Source organism: Parapedobacter pyrenivorans (assembly GCF_014636865.1).
GTDB classification, from domain to species: domain Bacteria; phylum Bacteroidota; class Bacteroidia; order Sphingobacteriales; family Sphingobacteriaceae; genus Parapedobacter; species Parapedobacter pyrenivorans.
In genome coordinates this window covers 596,810-618,920 of record NZ_BMER01000001.1, presented here as the reverse complement: position 1 = coordinate 618,920, position 22,111 = coordinate 596,810, and the positions used below count along the sequence as shown (strand labels likewise).

Here is a 22,111-nt window from a genome sequence, read left to right as displayed (position 1 = left end):
GTTTTTACTTTTCGGCTAATGGCTTTTGTCTCCCTACTACGACTGCCCATAGTATGAATCCGGTCCATGCTTACGTTCGAAATGTTTCTTGATGAGCGCATCTTTCAACCGGGGCGCTTTTAGATTGATTTGTTCAGTCAGTGTTGCCATTTTTGCCACATATTCCAGGACGGCACTATTATATACTGCTTTTTCACCAGTTTTCCCCCACGTGAAAGGCGCATGGTTGCCCACCAATATCATTTCCACTTCTTCAGGATTGAGATTATTCGCTTCAAAATGGTTGAGTATCTGGAATCCTGTTTCATATTCATAATTCCCTGAAATCTTTTCGTCGGCCATGGGCGGTGCACATGGGATATCGATGGTTAGATGGTCGGCGTGGGTGGTTCCATAGATGGGGATATCGCGCAGACTTTGTGCCCATGCAGTAGCATACGTGGAGTGTGTATGAACAATTCCCCCGACGGTCGGCCAGTGTTTATACAAGACGGCGTGGGTTTTGGTATCCGATGACGGGCGCAGGTTGCCCTCCACGCCCTTTCCGTCAAAATCCACAATAACCATCTTCTCAGGGGTTAGGTCCACGTAAGCCACACCGCTTGGCTTGATCGCGAAGACGCCCAGGCGATGGTCGGCGACACTGGCATTCCCGAATGTGAACAAGACCAATCCCAGTTGTGGCAACTGCATGTTCTGCCGATAGGCTTCCTGCTTGATTTCTTCGTATTGACTACTCATGTGACTGATTCGTGATCTGTTCTTCAATAAAATTCCCCACACGGGTATACCGCGCATATCGCTTAGCATATTGGATGGTATGTTGGGGATTGGGACGATATTCCCGATCAAACCCTTGGCCCATTTGCTGCATAGCTTCTGCTACATCAGTGAATACGCCCGCCGCGGTCGCTGCAAACATGGCTGCGCCGATGGCACAGGTTTGTTCTGACCGATGTACCTTGATGGGCATGCCAATGACATCAGCCATCAACTGCATGACGAATGGCGACTTGCGAGGTATTCCACCAAGCGCGATCAGGCCTTTCACGGGAATGCCTTGTTCGATAAAACGATCAACGATTTTCTTGGCCCCGAAAGCCGTAGCCTCGACCAACGCCCGGAATATCCGGGGTGCATCGGAAGCCAACGTAAGCCCCACAATAGCTCCTTTGAGCAACTGGTTAGCATCAGGTGTACGCCTTCCGTTGAGCCAATCGACAGCAAGTTCGATATCTTCGGTGACCGGAAGCTGCATCGCCTGCTTGCTGAGTTCGTGTAGCAGTTGATCTTCGACTTGTTGCATGATCGCATGTTGGCCTGCCTCCGCTAACGTTTTCAATGGCCATGCCAACAGGTTTTTGAACCAAGCGTATACGTCGCCGAAAGCCGACTGTCCCGCTTCCAGGCCGATCATGCCGGGGATGACAGAGCCGTCTACCTGTCCACAGATACCGTGCACCAGCTTGCCTTCCATTTCATGCTTGGGTGCAACGAGGATATCGCACGTAGACGTACCGATGATTTTGCTGAGGTAGTACGGTTCAATCTGTCCACCTACAGCCCCCATGTGGCAGTCAAATGCGCCAATGCCGATAACAACATCCGTATGGAGTCCCAGTTTTGCGGCCCACTCGGCACTCAATGTACCCGCAGCTTGGTCGGCGGTAAACGTCTCTTGCGGTAATTTTGCAGTAAAACCATCCAATAATGGATCCAACGTGGCGAAAAAATCATTCGGTGGGAATCCACCAAATTCGGCTGCCCACAATGACTTATGCCCTGCTGAACAGACACCCCGTTTGATGTCGGCGGCTTGGTCTCCGCCGCATAGCAAGAAAGGAATCCAGTCGCAGTGCTCCACCCACGAATGCGTGGCTTGATTGACCTGTTCATCCTGCCTGAAAACGTGGAGCAGCTTGGCCCAGAACCATTCCGACGAATAAATGCCACCAACATATTGGAGGTAGTCTGTTGCAAATTTTTTAGCGTGGGTATTGATTTCGGCTGCCTCCTTTACCGAGGTATGGTCTTTCCATAACACGAACATCGCATTTGGATTGTCGGAAAATTCGGGAAGCAGCGCGAGCGGTGTTCCCCGCTTGTCGACGGCTACAGGAGTAGAGCCCGTCGTGTCTACGGATATACCTACCACACGTGCAGCAATGGCAGGACCCGCTTGCTCAACACAAGCACGTATCGTGTATTCCAGCCCCTCGATATAATCCAAGGGGTGCTGCCTGAATTGGTTTTGAGTTGCCTTGCAATACAACCCGTTTTTCCAGCGTGGATAGTCGAATACGGCCGTGGCAGCCGCTTCTCCGGTTTCGGTACTTACCAATACCGAGCGAACCGAATCCGTTCCGAAATCTACACCGATTACATATTTTACGCTCATTCCGCTATACTTCTTGAGGTTAATTGATTAGTCGTGTCAAAATAACATTTAATTGATGAGAATTAAAAGCAAAAACGAAGCAAAATTTTATTTATTATCCAATCGTTTATTTTTTAGTATTCGGGATTCGACACGAAATTCAAGAACTTGGTGAATTTTTCTTTGTACGTCGTTTTATCGAGTTTGTAGTAAAAGGCACCTTTCTTGGAGTTCTCCTTGTCTTTGTCCAGCTGTTTGATGAGCAGTCCTGTTGAACGCAATTTGCGTGTGAAATTACGCTTATCCAGTTGCACATCATATACCTGTTCGTAGAGGGTCATGATCTGCGGGATGGTAAATTTTTCGGGCAGCAATTCAAACAAAATGGGATGCAGGGCTGCTTTATACCTTAATCTGTTTTTAGCATGTTGCACCATTTTGTCGTGATCAAAGATCAATTGCGGTATGCGGTCCAACTGGAACCATTCGGCTCGATAGTCGTCACTGAGCTGTTTTTCATATTTTTTGATGTCAATAAGCGCAAAGTAGGTGATACTGACGGTCCGTTCTATGGGATCCCGTTCCGGTTCACCGAATACCAATAGCTGTTCCATATACACATTCTTCAACCCAGTGAGTTGCTTAAGCACCCGCGAGGCGGCGTCCTCGGGTTTTTCATCCGATTGGACAAATCCACCCATAAGGCTCCACTTATTCTTTTCGGGTTCAAACCCCCTTTTAATCAACAACAATTTGAGGTTAAAACCATCAAATCCGAATATAATGCAGTCCACTGCAACCAGGATACGTGTCTGTTTAATGTATTTTGTCATAATGTCGGGTTTCTACTGTTGATATTTGTACAATAATAATGGATTCAAATGGGATTATACGACGTAATTTAACTTTTTAATAACTGATTTTACCCTAATTTATGGCGATATGTTGTCAGCAAATGACATTATTTTATCATGCCGGATGCAAGGTTGCGCAAACATACAAATGAATTTTAAATTTTAAGTGTTTGCAAATGAGTTTTTTAATTTTATTAAGCAGCATTTAGTTTAAAATTACTTAAATGTTTTGTTGACGTTTATTTAAAATAATCCGAATTTAGTCCTATCGATTTTGCTTGCTTAAAGCGAGGCCGATTATAAACACTAAAACATCATCTACATGCGCGGTATCTGCTTATTTATTAGCATGTTCGTTTATGGGGGTGCGTTGGCGCACAGTGAAGAACATTACACCTTATCAAGTCCCGACAATCGGTTGAGCACCGAGATATGGTCAGACGGTCCGGGCCAGATTTCGTATTCGATAAGCAAGGACGGCCATACGGTATTGGATCGGGCGACTTTGGGTGTTTCAGCCGAGGGTAGGGACGATGTACGTATTGTGGCCGCATCGGAGCCGGAGCGAATAACAGCTGCCTATGAGGTCAGGACGGGGAAACGGCGATTGAACACCTATTCGGCCAACCGACGCATATTGCAATTGCGCAATGGCGATAATCAGGGCTATGATCTGGTTTTTCAAGTTTCGGACGATGGTGTCGCTTTCCGTTACTATTTCCCAAACTCCACGGGGCAGCAACTGACCATCCATAGGGAATTGACATCCTTTCGATTTCCGAGTCATGCGAAGGGTTGGCTGCAACCCATGGCTGCTGCCAAATCCGGATGGGAACAAACCAATCCGTCGTACGAAGAACATTATGAACAGGGAATCCCTGTAAGTACGGCAGCGCCGGCCACGGGCTGGGTGTATCCGGCACTTTTCCAAGTAGATCGTGTATGGGCACTGATTACCGAGGCAGGTCTGGACGGGACGTACTGTGCAACACGGCTTGTGCAGGGCGAGGCTGCCGGCGAATACCGGATCGGTTTCCCCGATCCGTTGGAAGTCATGCCAGATGGCGGATTACTTCCAGCGTCCAGCGAGCCGTTTTACTCACCTTGGCGTGTGGTCACGGTAGGTTCACTGGCCACTGTCGTGGAATCCAATTTGGGGCTTGATGTCGCTGATAAGGCCATTGTTATTGCTGAAGATGTCGTGAAACCGGGTAAATCATCCTGGAGCTGGATCAATTCGAAAGACGATCGCATCGTATACGAAGAACAGCGGAAATACATCGACTTCGCCGCTGATATGAACTGGCAATATTGCCTGATCGACGTCAATTGGGACCGCAAGATCGGTTACGAAAAGATAGCGGAATTAGCCGACTATGCAGCAACCAAAAATGTTGGCTTGCTATTGTGGTACAATTCTGCCGGCATTTGGAATACAGTCAAATACACACCAAAAGACAAACTACTTACCCACGAGGGCCGGAACGAAGAATTTGCGCGTATCAAGGCGATGGGGATCAAAGGTGTCAAAATCGATTTCTTCGGCGGCGACGGGCGATCGGTGATCCGATATTACATCGATATTTTGGAAGATGCCGCCAAGCAGGGGCTATTGGTTAATTTTCATGGGGCTACGTTGCCCCGCGGCTGGTCGCGCACCTATCCACACCTGATGACCGTGGAAGCTGTACGTGGCTTTGAGATGGTCACCTTTATGCAGGAGGATGCGGACCGACAGGCTACCCATGCAACGATCTTGCCGTTTACACGCAACGCATTCGATCCCATGGATTATACGCCGATGAACCTGTCTAAGGTACGTACCCAAGTGCAACGGCGTACCACCGCAGCATTTGAACTGGCTACCAGCGTGCTCTTTATTTCCGGCATACAGCATTATGCCGAATCGCCGGAAGGTATGGTACAGGTGCCGGCACAGGTCAAGGCATTTCTGCGCGCGCTACCCAACTCCTGGGATGATGTTCGATTTATCAGTGGGTTTCCCGGGAAAGATGTGACCATCGCCAGAAAGTCGGATGGACGATGGTATATCGCGGGGATTAATGGTGAGGCCGAAGCGAAGAAATTGACGGTCGACCTGTCCACATTTGAGGGAATTCATCACGCCATGCTGATAACGGATGGACCGGAAGCCGGTGATTTTAAGGTGGAAACCGTCCCGCTTATGGAGATTGCGATTGCTGTAAAGCCAAATGGGGGCTTTGTGGTCGTACTGGAATAAGGAATCGTTTCGCAATGTATTTATATTCAGTTATTAAATTATGAGACCGCTTGTTTTAATTATACTCGTTGTCGCATGTAATATCGGAAGCACCCGAATTTATGCGCAACCCACTGCCGTCCGGGTACACGATCCGGTAATGGCTAAACACAAGGGTACTTATTACCTGTTTGCGACGGGGCGGGGAATCGCCGTGTGGTCGTCGACCGACTTAACCGAATGGAAACGGGAATCACCCGTGTTTAACGCTCCGCCAGCGTGGACCATCGCCGCTGTCCCTACCTTTAAGGGGCATTTCTGGGCGCCAGACATCAGTTATCACAACGGCCAGTATTACTTGTATTATTCGGTTTCCGCATTCGGGAAAAATACATCGTGCATTGGTTTAGCCACGAATGTAACGCTTGACCCCGAGGATCCCCGATTTGAATGGAAGGATCGCGGAAAAATCATCCAATCGTATCCCGGCATAACGAATTGGAACGCGATCGACCCGAATGTCGTGGAAGACGATGCCGGTACGGCGTATTTAAGCTTTGGCTCGTTTTGGGGTGGTTTGAAGATGATCCAGCTCGCGCCAAATCGAATGGCGGTTGTTGGCGATACATTGCAGTTGCCCACCATCGCAAGCCGGATAGCCGGCTCCGGAGCATCCAACCCGCCGGCTACTGCAGCTAATCCCAAAGATGCCGGCGGCAATGCCATCGAGGCGCCGTTTATCTTCAAAAAGAAGGATTACTATTACCTATTTGCCTCCATCGATTACTGCTGCAAAGGCCTAGAAAGCACGTATAAAATGATTGTGGGACGATCAACGCAGGCAACCGGACCCTATGTCGATGACCATGGTACGCCACTCGCTTCCGGTGGCGGTAAATTGCTGCTGGCAGGAGATGAGCGTTGGCAAGGCGTAGGACATAATTCGGTCTATACGTTTGACGGCGAGGATTACTTGATTTTCCACGGTTATGATGGCGACGATAACGGTGTTTCCAAACTGCGTATAGCGCGGTTGGCTTGGGACGAGCACGGGTGGCCGGAGTTGATAAACTGAAAGGCTTTTTTGTCTATAAATAAGTGTTTTGTTAACAATATATGTGCTTGGTAAGCGCATATCGCAATTAACCATTCGGTATGAAACGACTATTCATCGGCCCTCCGCCATGACATTTCGATGTTTCCGGAAGCTTTAATCAAATAATTACCAACCAGAAAATTAACTAGTTATGAGCAAGTATAGACTAAAGAAAGCAATCTTTAGACGCTTTATGCATATCGGGGTACTCCTAGGTATGGTGTTGGGAGGGCATGGATATGGGATAGCCCACTTACAAGAAATCGTGGTGCAGGGCACCGTTACCAATGGCGAAGGCGAACCGATTGCCGGCGTGAGCGTTTTGTTGAAGGGGGGTAACGGTGGAGCTACCACCAATGAACAAGGGGTGTATTCGTTGCGGTTGCCCAACGGCAACGGTATATTGGTATTTACCTACATCGGTTACAGTACCCAAGAGGTGGCCATAGCCAACCGCACGACCATAGACGTGCAACTGGAGGCCAGTAATGAGGCCCTGAGCGAGGTCGTTGTCGTGGGATATGGTACGCAGACCAAAGCATCGATTACAGGGGCGGTCAGCACGATTGGGTCGGAAGACCTGGTGCGGACGCCCGCTGTTGCTGCGACCAGTGCATTGGTAGGCAAAGTGCCTGGTGTCACCGCGCGTACCACGGATTCGCGGCCGGGCAATGGCGCGAATATCCAAGTGCGCAACTTGGGGAATCCATTGTATGTCATCGATGGGGTACCGTACAGCACCAGTGACGGAACAACTGCATTCGGATTCAATACGGGGGTATCGGGCCAGAATATCTTCAATAACCTCGGGCTGGAAGATATCGAGAGCATCACGGTATTGAAAGACGCTTCAGCGTCCGTCTACGGATTGCGGGCATCCAACGGCGTTGTCCTCATTACCACCAAGAAAGGCCGGAGAGGTGAAAACACCAGCATCAACGTGACCAGCTACTACGGCATGCAGAATTTCACACGTTTTCCCCGGCCGGCAAACGCGGGCCAGTATATCCGCGGGTTGCTGGAATCGGCACAGAACTTTGGCAATGACCCTGCACTGCTCTATAGCCCCGACCAATTAGTCAAATGGGAAGCGGGAACGGAAAAGGGATACAAAAGCTACGATTATTTTGAGGAAGTGATGCGTCCCAATGTACCGCAATACTACCTTAGTGCCAACGCTTCGGGTGGCTCAGAGCGGTCCAATTATTACATTTCGCTGAGCCACATTAATCAAGATGCCATCGTCAGGGATTTCAATTTCAACCGGACGAACCTGCAGGCCAACATCAGTGGCAACTTGGCCAAGGGACTGACGGTGGGCACGCAGATTAGCGCACGCGTGGAAAAAAGGCATAACGTGGGTGTACCGGGCCTAGACGATTACTTCAATCCCCTGCTGAGCGTATTCAGCATGTGGCCTACCGAAAGCCCTTATGCGAATGACAATCCGGACTATATCCACCAGACACACAACGTAAATGTCAACCCGGCTACCTACAAAGACGATGTGACCGGGTGGGTAGACGAGTGGTGGCGTGCGATGAATGTAAATTTCACTGCTGAATATGATTTTAAATTCGGACTGAAGGCGAAGGGGCTGTACTCGTATAACTTCACCAACGAGGACTTCGATGGCTTCGAATATACCTATGATGCCTACCTGTATGACGAGGCCACGGATACGTATTATACCCAGCCGGGTTTCGGTAACCAGAACCCCTGGCGTGAAAAACATAAGCGCAACGTCGTATCGCGGTTTGCACAATTCCAGCTGAGCTACGACAAACAGATTGGCCAGCATTCGATCGCTGCGGTGGCCGCTTTTGAACGATCAGATATGGAAAATTCCTACAATGTCATCCACACGGTGCCATCTAACAACTACATCCCGCTGATGTTTTTTGCTGAGCAAGACTATCTGGCGGACGAATGGAGTGTAGAAGCGCGTGCGGGTTATATCGGTCGTATCAATTATAACTTTGCCCAAAAGTACTTACTTGAATTAATGGGTCGTTATGACGGTTCATTCCTTTACGCGCCAGACCACCGATGGGGTTTCTTCCCGGGTGTTTCCGTAGGTTGGCGGCTCAGTGAAGAAGCGTTTATCAAGGACCGTATTGGCAATTGGCTGAATGATTTCAAACTCCGGTTATCGTACGGTGAGACGGGCAGTGAAATCGGTATCGGCGCCTTTGACTACCTGCCCGGCTATACCTTCGGCGGCGGCAATGTGAATGCTGGCCGGAGTGCCGTACTCGATGGGAATTTTGTGAATGGATTGCGGCCACGCGGGTTGCCCATTACCAATCTTTCGTGGGTAACCAACCGTACACAGAATGTGGGGTTTGATTTTACGGTGTTCGGCAAGTTGAGTGGTCAATTTGATTTGTTTGAACGTCGGCGTACGGGGTTGCCCGCTGCCCGATATGATGTATTGCTGCCCAGTGAAGTCGGATATACACTGCCCAACGAAAACCTAAATGCCGATGCGACACGAGGCATGGACGGCATGGTCACCTGGCAGGACCAGGCTGGCAATGTGCAGTACTCCATCGGTGTGAATGCGACCTTGGCCCGCCTGCGCAGCCTGAATACCTATAAGCCGCGCTTTGGGAATTCATACGATGAATATCGGCGATCGGCGGAAGACCGCTGGGCAAGCATCAACTGGGGATATCAGGTCATCGGTCAATTCCAGTCGCAGGAAGAGATTGATAACCACCCTGTCAATATCGACGGACAGGGCAATCGCAGCCTGCTTCCGGGCGACCTCAAATTCAAGGATGTCAATGGTGATGGTATCATCAACGATCTGGATTTGGAACCTATCGGCTATGCCGAAGGCGCACTGCCTTATTTCAATTACGGCATCAACGGCAGCGTTGGCTGGAAAGGTATCAGCGTTGCCTTCGATTTTGTAGGTGCGGGCATGCAGACCTTTTTCCGGGATTGGGAATTGAAATATCCCTTCCAGAATAACGGAAACTTACTCCAGTCGTTCGCCGATGACCACTGGCGCCGGGTCGACCCGTACGACCCGAACAGCCAATGGATACCGGGAACTTATCCGGCATTGCGGAAAGACCTCAATACACACGTCAATTATCGGAGAAGTGATTTCTGGGTCACGAATGTACGTTACCTGCGCCTTCGGAACCTGGAGGTCGCTTACAGCTTCCCCCGGCAGCTCATCGAACGGGTGGGTATATCGGGCCTACGCATCTTTGCCAACGGCACCAACTTATTCTCCTTGGATAACGTGAAGGAGTTTGAAATCGATCCGGAAATAAGCAGTACAAACGGGCTGGTGTATCCGCAGCAGAAACTATACACGTTTGGATTTAATTTGTCGCTTTAAATAGGATAGCCATGAAACGAATATATCAGTTAGCCATACTCAGCATCTTACCGCTCGCCTTTCTTTCCTGTGCGAAGGATTGGTTGGAGCGGACGCCAAAGAACATCATCTTAGAAGAACAGGTTTGGAATGATCCCAAACAGATTTTGGGATTGCTGGCCAATTTTTACGACCGGTTGCCCACGGACATGGGGCTGAACGATCCGGATCATACCTCCATTGATGCCAACCAGGAACGGCAGGCCCAATGGCGACGGATGGCCGACTATGACGACGCCATGTGGTCGGGTTTTTCTAACGAAGAAGGCAGGAATAACATCGTCAATTATCCATTCGATCGCTGGCGCGTGTGGAATTACAGCCTGGTACGGGATATTAACCTCGCGTTGGAGAATATCGAGAAATACGGGGTGAGCTTGAGTGGCGAGCAAAAAGCACAGTTCAGCGCAGAGCTCCGCTTTTTGCGGGCCTACAATTATTTCGAGCTGGTAAAGCGCATGGGCGGTGTGCCACTGATTACCACACAGCTTATTTACGATTACAGTGGCGATCCGTCTTACATGCAGGCACCACGTGCCAAGGAAGCCGAGGTCTATGATTTCATTGCCGATGAAGTGGATGCGATCAAAGACGACTTAGGCAATACCGGAAGCAACACGCGCGCCAACAAATATACGGCGTTGGCATTGAAAAGCCGGGCCATGCTATATGCGGGATCGTTGGCGAAATACAACAACGAAATGGGCGGCCCCATTACCACTCCCGGTGGCGAAGTGGGTATACCCGCCAGCCGCGCGGACGAATACTTCGAAAAATCGCTTGCGGCGTCTGCGGAGATTATCACTAGCGGAGGGTATGCACTTTATCAGAATAACCCGGATCTGGGCGAAAACTTCTACGAAGCGGTGGTCAGGAAGACCGGAAACGACGAAGTGATTTTCGCATGGGATTTCTTGTCGTCGAAGGATAAACGGCACGGCTTCGCGTATGACAACATCCCCCGGAGTATCCGGGAAGATAACCTCAGCTCGTCCAATATTACACCTTCGCTGAACTTGGTGGAGCGCTACGAATACCTTGACGGCAGCAACGGCGAATTAAAGACGCGTACTGCGGACAACAGCGATTTCATCTATTACGATCAGGTAACCGATATCTTTGCCAATAAGGATGCACGGCTCTACGGCACGGTGATTTATCCCGGTGCATCGTTCAAGGGGCTGACCGTTGAGATGCAGGCCGGTGTAATGGTTTGGAATGCAGCGTCTAATTCCTACCAGACCGTAGAAGGGGCTGATCTGGGCTCGACATGGGGCGGAGAAAGTTATCCCCATGGTGACGGAAAGCTCCTGACGGCCACTGGAGGTCCGCACCGCTCCATCATGGAGGTTTCCAACACCGGGTTCTATCTCCGGAAATATGTCGATTCCGGTCCGGGCACCAGCACGCGGGGTATCCGAAGCGACGTATGGTGGGTGTGGTTCCGTTTGGGGGAGGTTTATCTCAATGCAGCCGAAGCGGCGTTTGAATTGAATCGGGATGCAGACGCGGCCCAATACCTGAGTACATTGCGGGAACGCGCGGGCTTTGGTGCGAACAGTGTAACTGCATCGACAATCACCGTGGAGCGGATCCGGAATGAACGACGGGTTGAACTGGCCTTCGAAGACCATCGCGTATGGGACCTGAAGCGTTGGCGGATCGCGCACGATGTTTGGAATGGAAGCTCCAGCAACCCCGATGCAGTGGTTTATGCACTCTATCCCTATCGTGTGGTACGTCCGGGCGACGCTGCGCGCGACGGTAAGTATGTATTTGTCAAAATGGCGGCACCCCGCTTCCGGGCACCCCGGTTTTTCCAGATGGGCAACTATTACTCATCCATCGATCAAGGTGTGATCAATAACAACCCGAAAATCGTTAGAAATCCATTCCACTAATTGTAAGTATCATGAAAACAATTAATTATATATATAGCCTCCTTTCCATAGTGGTCATTATGGCGATGGGTTGCGAAAAGGATAATTTTGATGCCCCGACATCGATGCTCACGGGGCGTGTGGTTCATCAAGGGCAACCACTGGGATTGCGATCCGGTGGCGTGCAGCTGGAACTCTGGCAGCATGGGTACGACTTGTTCTCGAAGATTCCCATTCACGTCGACCAAGATGGATCCTTCTCCGCGCGATTGTTTGATGGCAATTATAAGCTCGTCCTTTTGCGGGGGAATGGTCCTTGGGCAGACAATACCGACTCCCTGGATGTAAACCTAAAGGGAACGGCTTCGGTGGATGTTCCAGTGGACCCCTATTTCATTATCACGAACCAGTCTTTTCAGCGTAATGGAAATGAAATCACGGGTACGGTAACCATCCAGCAAGTCAACACGTCTCGGTCGCTTGAGCGTGTGGCGATTTACTTGGGGCAGACGTTGATTGTGGATCAAAACAATAGCGCAGCACGGGCTGAGGTCGTATCGGGAGCGATTGCCGACTTCAATCAACCCATCGAGCTGACGGTAAGTATTCCGGCTTCTTTAGCTGATAAGGGTTACTTGTTTGCCCGTATCGGCGTGAAGGCGACGGGAGTAGCGGAGTACCTCTATTCGCAGCCCCAGCAGATTACCTTGTAAAGCAAAGCTAGCTTTGCTGCTTTTACCATCAAGGCGCCCAATAAGTTGGGCGCCTTTTTTTGTAACAAACCTGAAACAATATAAAATAGTTAGCTATAGCTAGTTATGGATTACGCAAACGTTTGTGTAAGTTACGTAGTTGAAAATATAAAACTAATGCGCTATTATTGTGAAAATTATGATTCGTATTTGCTAGGTAAGTAGGCAGAAAACAAACACACACTAGTTTTTCAAACACCTCAGCAAACCATATTGGTTGAAAGCATCTATCTTAAGACTACATATCCCTTCAATATGATTGAATAAATATGTTAGCTTCTTTGGCGGAAAACAACTGATAGATATAAGTGTTTACTTAACGATAAAAATTATTTGGTTCGTACTGCTTTATTCTAAAGTAGTAAGTTCTACCCTTAAAACAAACCAATTTATGAATCACAAACACACCAAGAAAAGCCACAAAGCGTGTTCACCTATTTTATTTCACACCATTAAACACACACCATTATGATCCAAATGTTAATCAAAGGTGTTCTTAGCCAGACAGATTCTTGGGTAAGAACAGCTGGGTTGTTTCGATTTCGAGACAAACTGAATTACTTTTATCGGAGCTTGCTAAGCACCTCGCTCGCCGTACTATGGATGGCGATGGCACTTTCAGGCAATTTGTTGTTGGCCCAAGAGGGCACTTTGACAGTACAAGGTAAGGTCACTGACGTGCAGGACGCACCTATCGCTGGTGTAAGCGTTGCCGTAGCAGGAAGCACAATTGGGACTACGACCAATGACGACGGGAATTACAGCCTCGAAGTTACCAAGGGCGCAGCGCTGGTGTTTTCATTTGTTGGATATGTTTCCCAGACGATTACCGCTGAAACCGCGCGTATCGATGTTCAATTGGAATTAGATGCCTCAATGTCTAACTTAGAAGAGGTTGTAGTGGTCGGATATGGAACCCAGCGTAGGGAAACGATTACCGGATCGGTAGCGTCGGTGAAAAGCGCGGAGTTGATGAAGTCGCCTACCGTCAACCTATCCAATGCATTGGCAGGCCGTTTGCCGGGTGTCGTAGCTACGCAGGGGAGTGCTGAGCCGGGATATGATGGGGCGTCCATTCGGATACGGGGTACAAATACATTGGGCAACAGTGGTCCGTTGATTGTTATTGATGGTATCCCTGCTCGCGCCGGTGGTTTTGAACGCGTGAACCCGGCAGACATCGACAATATATCCGTACTGAAAGATGCCTCTGCGGCCATTTACGGAGCGAGAGCGGCCAACGGAGTAATCCTCATCACCACCAAGCGAGGCCAATCTGGGAAGCCTACCTTATCGTATACCTTTAATCAAGCGTTTTCACAACCAACTGTAATCCCCGATTTGGCCGATGCGGTGCAGTATGCGGAGATGCGGAATGAATTGGAGGTGTTTAAGTTGCCGGTGGCCGAATGGTCGGGTGCACAGTCGGCATTGGATGAGACAGGGACGTATACTCGGGCAGATGGATCGGTGCTGACGGCACCGTTCTCACCAGAAGACATCCAGCTGTATGCCGACGGATCGGATCCTTGGGGGCATCCCAACACCAATTGGTATGATGCCGCACTGAAGAACTGGTCTCCGCAATCCCAACATAACCTGCAGATAAGCGGCGGTACCGATGATATCAAGTACCTCACCTCTATCGGTTACCAGAACCAAGATGCCTACTACAAAAAGTCGGCTACAGGTTATTCGCAGTATGACGTACGGGTAAACCTAGATGCCAATATCAACAAGTATATCAGTACGAAAATCGGCCTATTGGGCAGGCAGGAAGACCGAGAGTTCCCAACTAAATCAGCGGGTGCGATTTTCCGGATGCTGATGCGGGGTATACCTACGGAGCCGGCTTTCTGGCCAAACGGGATGCCTGGCCCGGATATCGAATACGGTGAAAACCCGGTGGTTATTACCACCGATCAAACGGGGTACGACCGCGATAAGCGGTATTACTTCCAGACCAATGGCGAGGTGAACATCACCGTGCCTTGGGTGGAAGGGCTTAAATTCACGGGTACGGCGTCCGTCGACAAATATGTCCGGAAAACAAAGCGGTGGGAAATCCCCTGGTACCTGTATACCTGGCAGGGCGATTACGAAGATGATGGGACTACCCCATTATTGGTTCGGGGACAACGTGGGCCCGCCGAACCACGACTTAACCAAGGTGACGAGGATCAATTAAACGTATTGTTGGGGGGGATCCTCGCGTATGATCGAACTTTCGGTGATCATACCCTCAACCTGTTGGCCGGTGTCAACAGGGAGACGATCAGCAATGAAAACTTCAATGCGTTTCGCCGATACTTTATTTCAACAAATATCGACTATTTATTTGCGGGAGGGGAAGCGGAAAAAAACAATGGTGGTGGTGCGTGGGAGCGTGCGCGACTCAATTACTTCGGCCGTGTAGGCTATAACTATAAAAGCAAGTACATCGCCGAATTTCTCTGGCGCTATGACGGTTCCTACATGTTTCCGGAAAGCAGTCGATACGGTTTTTTCCCTGGCGTAATGGCTGGCTGGATGATTTCGGAAGAGGACTTTTGGAAAGACGGAGTGCCTTTTGTCAACTACCTGAAGCTACGTGGTTCGTATGGACAGATGGGTAATGATAATATCGAGTACGATGGCGCATTGCAGGAATATCAATATTTTTCAACTTATGGATTCGGTACTTATATCGTAGGCAATGAATTGGTTAAAACACTCTATGAAACTCGTGTACCCAATGCATTCATCACCTGGGAAGTCGCAAATAACTATAATATCGGTTTGGATGGACAGCTGATGGGTGGCAAATTTAATTTTACGGTGGAATGGTTCAAAAACAGGAGGGAGAGTATTCTTTGGCGCAGAAACGCCTCTATTCCCCAAACCACGGGTATGACACTGCCCGCCGAAAACATCGGCATCGTAGAAAATGGCGGCTGGGACTTTAGCGCGGGTTACACGGACCAAATCGGCGAGTTGAACCTCAATGTAAGCGTGAACGGTGGATATGCGAAAAATAAAATTATATTCTGGGATGAATCGCCGGGCGCACCGGAGTGGCAGCAATCGACCGGCCGGACCATTAACTCGGGTTTATTTTACATCTATGACGGCGTATTTCGGGATGAAGCGGACATTGCCGCCAATACGTTGGATTATAGTGACGTAACCAACTCATTGAGACCGGGTGATATGAAATTCGTCGATTACGACGGTGATGGTGCCATTACAGCCGATGACCGGGTGCGACGCGACAAGAATACAATACCCACCTTCCAGGGTGGACTCAATATCGGCCTGCAGTATAAAGGCTTTGACCTTACGGTCCTTTTCCAAGGGGCCGCTGGCGGTGAGTTGCGGGTTGGAACGGATGAGTCGGGCGCCATTGGCAACTACCTGTTGGATTTTTATGAGAATCGCTGGCGGGTGGATGCGCCGAGCAGCGAGCATCCCCGTATTACTGACCGAAGTGACCAATATTATTCGTCCGGCAACACCTACTGGATGCGAAGTACCGATTACATTCGGTTGAAGAACCTCGAGCTCGGTTACACGTTCCCGACCCAATGGATGAAGCCGGCGGGTATCAGTAGTCTCCGTGTATATATGAGCGGATTCAATCTATTTACGTGGAGCAAAGTTGGCGTATTGGATCCGGAGTCAACCAATCAATTGGGACACTATTATCCCCAAGCCCGGTTGTTGAATACCGGTATCGCTGTTACATTTTAAAGGAAGGAGACTAAAGAGATGAAAAGATTCAAAAAATATCAAGCGTTTGTACAGTGCCTACTATTGGTAATGATCTGTACCGCGGCGTGCAACGATGATTTCGTAAGCACAAAACCTTTGGGAGAGGTGTCTGACGAGGCTGCATGGCGAGATGCCGGACTGGCGGAGGCGTTTGTCATTGAGATTTATAATGGCTTTGGCCAGGGAGGATTCGATGAAGAAATGTTGGCATCTTTATCAGACGAAGCGATGTTTACCCATCCGGGCCGGGGAATCAATACGATTACCGAAGCTCGTTCGAACGATGCTAGCCAGGGGTGGAATAGTCAAATCAGTGCAGGAACGCATAACTGGGGAAATCTGTATCGACGTGTCCGGGCAACCAACACCGCTATCAATAATCTTACGAACCCCCAGTTCGACAACTCGTCAAATATTGCCAACCAGTTGATGGGTGAAGCCCATTTCCTCCGCGCTTTTTTCTACACCGAATTACTGAGGTATTATGGCGCCGTTCCTTTAATCGACAGCGTTTATGGATTGGGCGAAGCAGATTATACCATTGCTCGAAATACATTCGAAGAGAACGTGGAGTTTATCGTGGCGGATTGCGATCGGGCCGCTGAATTGCTAGCGGATGCACCGGTAGCGGACGGGCGGGCTTCTGTAGCGGCGGCACTGGCATTGAAAACCCGTATACTAACAAAGGCGGCCAGTGACCTGCACGATGTCCCCACAGCGTCCGCCAATTCGGAAACCATTGCGAGTTATACAAACCCTGAATACGTTGGATATACGAGCGGCAGTCAAACAGAGCGCTGGGAACGTGCCAGGACCGCGGCCAAAGCCGTGATGGATGCCCATGGAGCGGGCTATATGATGGACCTCACCGAGCCGGTAACCCCCGAAGAAGGGACGGCCAACTACCTGTCGATCGCGATGGCCGGCGGCAGCAAGGCTGTATCTGCCGACGGCAAGGCCGATTTGATTCTCGGACGCTTTTTCATAGATCTCAAGGATGAGGGTGGCAATTATGTAGGCCGGAATAACGGCCCGAACGGTTATCACAATTGGGCAGGTAACAGCCCTATACAGGAATTGGTCAACGATTACGACTTGATAGATGGAACACCCTTTAGTTGGGGTAACCCAGCCCATGCAGCTACACCATATGCCGATCGGGATCCGCGTTTTTATGCCACCATCTTGTATGACGGGGCGGATTGGAAGCCACGTACGGCTGACGTGACCGGTCGGGATCCTAACAATCAGATCCAAACCGGCCAATATGAAATCATGCAGAACGGCAATAAGGTTATCCACTACGGATTGGATACCCGCAATAGTAGTGTAGAAGACTGGAACGGCACGCATACCGGTTACTACATGCGTAAATTCATCGATCCAGATCCCGCGGTGGTCGACCAGAATACACGGCAGTTCGTCCCTTGGCCGGTGTTGCGTTATACCGAGGTGGTGCTGAACTACATCGAGGCCTGTATTGAATTGGGCCAGGAAGCAGAGGCTCGGACATGGTTGAGCCGGATCCGCTTCCGGGCAGGTATGCCAGCGATTGCCGCATCGGGCGATGCACTGCGTGATGCCTATCGGAAGGAGCGGCGGGTCGAATTGGCTTATGAAGAGCATCGCTTTCACGACGCACGTCGGTGGATGATTGCCGCCGAAACGCTGGGTCGGAAGGTCGGGATCATCCGGATATTGGGTAGGCTGAAGCCCGGAAGTTCAGTCTCCATATACCGATATGATCCCGAAAACTACACCTATACGTATACCGTAGGTACTATTGATCCGGGTATTGAAAACCGGCAATGGCTGGATAAGATGTATTTCATTCCGATCCATCGCGATGAAATGAACCGGAATGGTCAACTCGTGCAGAATCCAGGTTACTAGTCACATAAGGGGGACGTTTAGGCGTTCCCCTTTTTACTGTAATATCCCAAAGTCGCCGTTTAGTACCGATTATTAATCATTAAAGTTTGATTATAGGAAGATACGATATGATGTATTTAAGTATCCTGCTGATACCCCTGCTTTTGATGTCACTAGGTGACGGGATGCCCGTAGGGAGCGTTGGTGACTATCAATTGATTTGGTCTGATGAATTCGAGAAAGATGGTTTGGTCGACTCCTCCAATTGGCAGTTTGAGCATGGCTTCGTCCGTAACCACGAAAATCAATGGTATCAACCGGACAACGCCTATTGCAAAAATGGCTTCTTGATTATTGAGGCTCGCAAAACGAATAGGGCCAATCCTACCTATGATCCGTCGAGTACACACTGGGGACGATCCCGGAAGACAATTGAATACACAGCCTCGTCCATCAATACGCGCGGCAAGAACCAATGGCAATACGGTCGTTTTGAGATGAAAGCTCGTATTCCCGTCGGCGCTGGGCTATGGCCGGCTTTTTGGACATTGGGTATAGATGGGGAATGGCCTTCCAACGGTGAGATCGATATTATGGAGTATTATCGTGGGATGATTCTGGCTAACATCGCTTGCGGTACGGATGAACCGTGGCAAGCTAAATGGTACGAAGAGACCAAAAGTGTCGATTCGCTAGGAGGTAAGGAATGGGCAAAGCAGTTCCACATTTGGCGGATGGACTGGGATGAAATGCACATCTCGTTATATATGGATGGGATGCTAATGAACCGTGTGGCATTGGATGAGCTAGTCAATAAGGACGGCACCGGCATCAATCCATTTAAACAACCTCATTATATCCTGTTGAATTTAGCATTGGGCGGTATCAATGGCGGTGAAATAAACGATAGCCTATTGCCTGCAAAATATGAGATTGACTACATTAGGATATATCAGCGGAGATCGGTAAAGTAGCATATATCACGTAATGCGATCTATATTTATTCATTCCGCTGCACGTTTTGTAAAATCACGATGGTTTCATATCTTAGTCGCAGAATACCATCGATAAAGCCATTATTATGAATACCACGCGAAGAAAATTTTTGGGCACAATGACAACGTTGGCAGCCGCTACTGGTGCAGCTTCTGCTTTTCCCGCTGCCTTTGGCGGTCTGGCTGATTTTCGTCAAGATACCGTCCGTGTTGGACTGATTGGTGCAAACGGTATGGGATGGGCAAACCTCAACTCCATGCTGAAGGTACCAGGTGTACAATGTACGGCGCTGTGTGATGTGGATGCTAATGTATTACAGAAACGTACAGCAGAATTGAAGGAGCGCAATATTGTTCCAAAACTATATACTAAACACGAAGAGTTGCTGGCTGATCCTAATATAGATGCCGTCATCATCGGTACGCCGGATCATTGGCATTGCCTGCAATTGGTGGATGCCTGTGTCGCAGGAAAGGATGTCTATGTAGAAAAGCCACTAGGCAATTCCATTGCAGAGTGCAATGCCATGGTAGGCGCAGCCAAGAAGCACAACCGTGCCGTGCAGGTGGGGCAATGGCAACGCAGCCAGCAGCATTTCAGGGACGCTGTTGATTTTGTTCATTCGGGTAAACTGGGTAAAATTCGGTTGGTGAAAGCCTGGGCCTATCAAGGCTGGATGAAAAGTATCCCTGTGAAGCCCGATGGACCTGCGCCGGATGGCGTGGATTATACCCGCTGGCTCGGACCGGCCGAACAACGGCCCTTCAATCCCAACCGCTTCCATTTCGAATTTCGTTGGTTTTGGGACTATGCAGGTGGGTTAATGACCGACTGGGGTGTACACATGCTGGATTTTGCACTGATTGGCATGAAGGCTACTACGCCAAAGTCCATTATGGCTACCGGTGGCAAATTCGCTTATCCGGATGATGCAGCCGAGACGCCCGATACACTTACCACGGTCTATGAGTTCGATGATTTCACCGTACAGTGGGAACATGCCAACGGCATTGATGGCGGCCCTTATGGCCGTAACCATGGCGTGGCTTTCATCGGGAATTATGGTACACTGGTGTTGGATAGGGGCGGATGGGAAGTGATTCCGGAAGGAGACCGGATGGAGGCGGTACCACTCCAGAAGAGCCAGGATAACGGATTGGATAAGCATACCACTAATTTTGTAGAGGTCGTACGCTCAAGGAACTTGGAAGCACTCCATGCGCCCATCGAGGCCGGAGCCCATATCGCGGTTTTCTCGCAAATGGGCAATATCGCTTATCGCACCGGCGAAAAAATCTATTGGGACGCTAAGAGGGGGAGGTTTACCAGTAGCGCTGCCAATAAATTGCTCGCAGCTGATTATCATAACGGATACCGCATCCCTACGGTCTGATAGGTGATTAATAGGTTGACGAAAATGTCGGTATTTAAAAAATTGACGGGGGGCATTATTTGTCTTTTACTAGCGTACACATCGTTTTCCCAGCAAGGCGATAGCGTATATGCTTTCTCTTATTTTAAGGACAACGGGGAAGATGGCCTACACCTTGCCTACAGTGATGACGGATTCAAATGGAAGGCGTTAAATGACGGCCGGTCGTTTTTGAGACCGGAACTGAGTGCCGACAAATTAATGCGCGACCCCTGTATTATCCGTGGTGCCGATGGCCGATTTCATATGGTTTGGACGGTGAGTTGGACCGATCGAGGGATCGGCTACGCTTCGTCGGATGATTTGATTCATTGGTCAGCACAACACTATATCCCGGTGATGGCACATGAACCTGAAGCACGTAATTGTTGGGCTCCAGAGGTTACCTATGATCCGGAGCATGCATTGTACGTGATTTATTGGGCTACGACGATACGGGGCCAATTTCCGGAAACGCAGGTAGAGGCAGACAACGGTTATAATCACCGGATGTATTACGTGACGACGAAGGATTTCAGGACGTTTAGCGATACCAAACTGTTTTATGACCCAGGGTTCAATGTGATTGATGCGACAGTGGTGCGCGAGGGCGACCGGTGGGTGATGTTCCTGAAGGATGAAACACGTGAGCCAGACCAGAAGAACCTGAAGATTGCTTACGCTACTGCGCTAGAAGGGCCATACGGTGCTGCCGGCAAGCCGATATCCGGGGATTACTGGGCCGAAGGCCCTACGGTGACGCGAATCAATGGCGAGTGGGTGGTGTATTTCGACAAATATACCGAACATCAATACGGTGCAATCGCTTCGAAGGATTTAGCGCGTTGGCAGGAGTTCTCTGAAAAGCTGGTAATGCCGGAAGGTATCCGACACGGGACGGTTTTCCAGATCAGTAGAGAAGAACTGCAGCGATTGATACAAGTGAGCAGTAAGTGAACGGCTTTATACTTTATATTTCAAATTCAAATTCCTTCGTTTTCGACTTCCCGCGCACTTTCTTCTACCTTCTTGGCCAATTCGGCTTTATAGCTCAATAGGTTTTGTGCGATTTGCTTATCGGAAACCGCTAGGATTTGCGCGGCGAGGATACCGGCATTTTTGGCCGCATTGAGTGCTACGGTTGCCACCGGGATGCCATTGGGCATCTGTAGGATGGAAAGCACCGAATCCCAGCCGTCAATGGAATTGGATGATTTGACCGGTACGCCAACGACAGGCAGGTGGGTGATGGAAGCCACCATACCCGGAAGGTGGGCAGCTCCGCCGGCACCGGCAATGATGACCTTTAGGCCACGAGCGGCCGCGCCCTTGGCGTAATCAAACATGCGGTCTGGAGTGCGGTGCGCTGATACAATGGTTACTTCTATGCGTGCACCCAACAACTTCAATATTTCGACTGCATCTTGCATCACCGGCAGATCGGATTTGCTGCCCATGATGATGCCTACTTCTGGGAGATGATGTGTGGTCATTTGTTTGCTCTT

At 49.7% G+C, this 22,111-nt stretch carries 14 protein-coding genes; 10 read left to right on the top strand and 4 right to left on the bottom strand.

The features are described from left to right. Positions 1-36: 36 nt before the first annotated feature. From IEV98_RS02365 to IEV98_RS02355, 3 genes are all read right to left on the bottom strand, one after another. A complete protein-coding gene (locus IEV98_RS02365; protein ID WP_188504324.1) occupies positions 37-741 on the bottom strand; it encodes an L-ribulose-5-phosphate 4-epimerase in 705 nt (234 codons plus the stop codon). Further along, positions 734-2,398, bottom strand: a complete 1,665-nt coding sequence (locus IEV98_RS02360; protein WP_188504323.1) for a ribulokinase — start codon at positions 2,396-2,398, stop codon at positions 734-736. Before IEV98_RS02360 ends, IEV98_RS02365 begins: the two co-directional genes overlap by 8 nt. A 113-nt stretch (positions 2,399-2,511) precedes the next feature. Further along, positions 2,512-3,210: an NUDIX hydrolase gene (locus IEV98_RS02355; protein WP_188504322.1), complete on the bottom strand. Its 699-nt coding sequence runs from the start codon at positions 3,208-3,210 to the stop codon at positions 2,512-2,514. 343 nt (positions 3,211-3,553) lie between these two features. On the opposite strand from IEV98_RS02355, the gene IEV98_RS02350 reads away from it, so the two are divergent. The 10 genes from IEV98_RS02350 to IEV98_RS02305 all read left to right on the top strand — a co-directional run bounded on the left by IEV98_RS02350 (position 3,554) and on the right by IEV98_RS02305 (position 21,563). Further along, positions 3,554-5,473, top strand: a complete 1,920-nt coding sequence (locus IEV98_RS02350) for a glycoside hydrolase family 97 protein (RefSeq protein ID WP_188504321.1) — start codon at positions 3,554-3,556, stop codon at positions 5,471-5,473. Positions 5,474-5,513: 40 nt separating this feature from the next. After that, a complete protein-coding gene (locus IEV98_RS02345; RefSeq protein ID WP_188504320.1) occupies positions 5,514-6,527 on the top strand; it encodes a family 43 glycosylhydrolase in 1,014 nt (337 codons plus the stop codon). 172 nt (positions 6,528-6,699) lie between these two features. Then, on the top strand, positions 6,700-9,906 hold the full coding sequence (locus IEV98_RS02340; RefSeq protein ID WP_229738529.1) for a SusC/RagA family TonB-linked outer membrane protein: 3,207 nt from the start codon (positions 6,700-6,702) through the stop codon (positions 9,904-9,906). Positions 9,907-9,917: 11 nt separating this feature from the next. After that, on the top strand, positions 9,918-11,846 hold the full coding sequence (locus IEV98_RS02335; RefSeq protein WP_188504319.1) for a RagB/SusD family nutrient uptake outer membrane protein: 1,929 nt from the start codon (positions 9,918-9,920) through the stop codon (positions 11,844-11,846). 11 nt (positions 11,847-11,857) lie between these two features. After that, entirely contained in the window at positions 11,858-12,538 is a 681-nt protein-coding gene (locus IEV98_RS02330) for a DUF3823 domain-containing protein (protein WP_188504318.1), read from the top strand. Between the two features lie 507 nt (positions 12,539-13,045). After that, a complete protein-coding gene (locus tag IEV98_RS02325) occupies positions 13,046-16,306 on the top strand; it encodes a SusC/RagA family TonB-linked outer membrane protein (RefSeq protein ID WP_229738528.1) in 3,261 nt (1,086 codons plus the stop codon). Positions 16,307-16,324: 18 nt separating this feature from the next. Continuing rightward, on the top strand, positions 16,325-18,220 hold the full coding sequence (locus IEV98_RS02320) for a RagB/SusD family nutrient uptake outer membrane protein (RefSeq protein WP_188504317.1): 1,896 nt from the start codon (positions 16,325-16,327) through the stop codon (positions 18,218-18,220). A 107-nt stretch (positions 18,221-18,327) separates the two neighbouring features. Beyond that, positions 18,328-19,173, top strand: a complete 846-nt coding sequence (locus IEV98_RS02315) for a glycoside hydrolase family 16 protein (RefSeq protein ID WP_188504316.1) — start codon at positions 18,328-18,330, stop codon at positions 19,171-19,173. Between the two features lie 107 nt (positions 19,174-19,280). Continuing rightward, positions 19,281-20,588, top strand: a complete 1,308-nt coding sequence (locus IEV98_RS02310) for a Gfo/Idh/MocA family protein (protein WP_188504315.1) — start codon at positions 19,281-19,283, stop codon at positions 20,586-20,588. A 24-nt stretch (positions 20,589-20,612) separates the two neighbouring features. Then, positions 20,613-21,563 (top strand): glycoside hydrolase family 43 protein, encoded by a 951-nt coding sequence (locus IEV98_RS02305; RefSeq protein ID WP_188504314.1) that lies wholly within the window; start codon positions 20,613-20,615, stop codon positions 21,561-21,563. Positions 21,564-21,589: 26 nt separating this feature from the next. On the opposite strand, the gene purE is transcribed toward IEV98_RS02305, so the two are convergent. After that, positions 21,590-22,099: a 5-(carboxyamino)imidazole ribonucleotide mutase gene (gene purE, locus IEV98_RS02300; protein WP_188504313.1), complete on the bottom strand. Its 510-nt coding sequence runs from the start codon at positions 22,097-22,099 to the stop codon at positions 21,590-21,592. Positions 22,100-22,111: the final 12 nt, after the last annotated feature.

Bases quoted from the DNA above. Each gene is read 5' to 3' on its own strand.
- IEV98_RS02330 (WP_188504318.1), top strand. From the start codon at position 11,858: ATGAAAACAATTAATTATATATATAGCCTCCTTTCCATAGTGGTCATT.
- IEV98_RS02315 (WP_188504316.1), top strand. From the start codon at position 18,328: ATGATGTATTTAAGTATCCTGCTGATACCCCTGCTTTTGATGTCACTA.
- IEV98_RS02360 (WP_188504323.1), bottom strand. From the start codon at position 2,398: ATGAGCGTAAAATATGTAATCGGTGTAGATTTCGGAACGGATTCGGTT.
- IEV98_RS02350 (WP_188504321.1), top strand. From the start codon at position 3,554: ATGCGCGGTATCTGCTTATTTATTAGCATGTTCGTTTATGGGGGTGCG.
- purE (WP_188504313.1), bottom strand. From the start codon at position 22,099: ATGACCACACATCATCTCCCAGAAGTAGGCATCATCATGGGCAGCAAA.
- IEV98_RS02325 (WP_229738528.1), top strand. From the start codon at position 13,046: ATGATCCAAATGTTAATCAAAGGTGTTCTTAGCCAGACAGATTCTTGG.
- IEV98_RS02340 (WP_229738529.1), top strand. From the start codon at position 6,700: ATGAGCAAGTATAGACTAAAGAAAGCAATCTTTAGACGCTTTATGCAT.
- IEV98_RS02345 (WP_188504320.1), top strand. From the start codon at position 5,514: ATGAGACCGCTTGTTTTAATTATACTCGTTGTCGCATGTAATATCGGA.
- IEV98_RS02320 (WP_188504317.1), top strand. From the start codon at position 16,325: ATGAAAAGATTCAAAAAATATCAAGCGTTTGTACAGTGCCTACTATTG.
- IEV98_RS02365 (WP_188504324.1), bottom strand. From the start codon at position 741: ATGAGTAGTCAATACGAAGAAATCAAGCAGGAAGCCTATCGGCAGAAC.
- IEV98_RS02305 (WP_188504314.1), top strand. From the start codon at position 20,613: ATGTCGGTATTTAAAAAATTGACGGGGGGCATTATTTGTCTTTTACTA.
- IEV98_RS02355 (WP_188504322.1), bottom strand. From the start codon at position 3,210: ATGACAAAATACATTAAACAGACACGTATCCTGGTTGCAGTGGACTGC.
- IEV98_RS02310 (WP_188504315.1), top strand. From the start codon at position 19,281: ATGAATACCACGCGAAGAAAATTTTTGGGCACAATGACAACGTTGGCA.
- IEV98_RS02335 (WP_188504319.1), top strand. From the start codon at position 9,918: ATGAAACGAATATATCAGTTAGCCATACTCAGCATCTTACCGCTCGCC.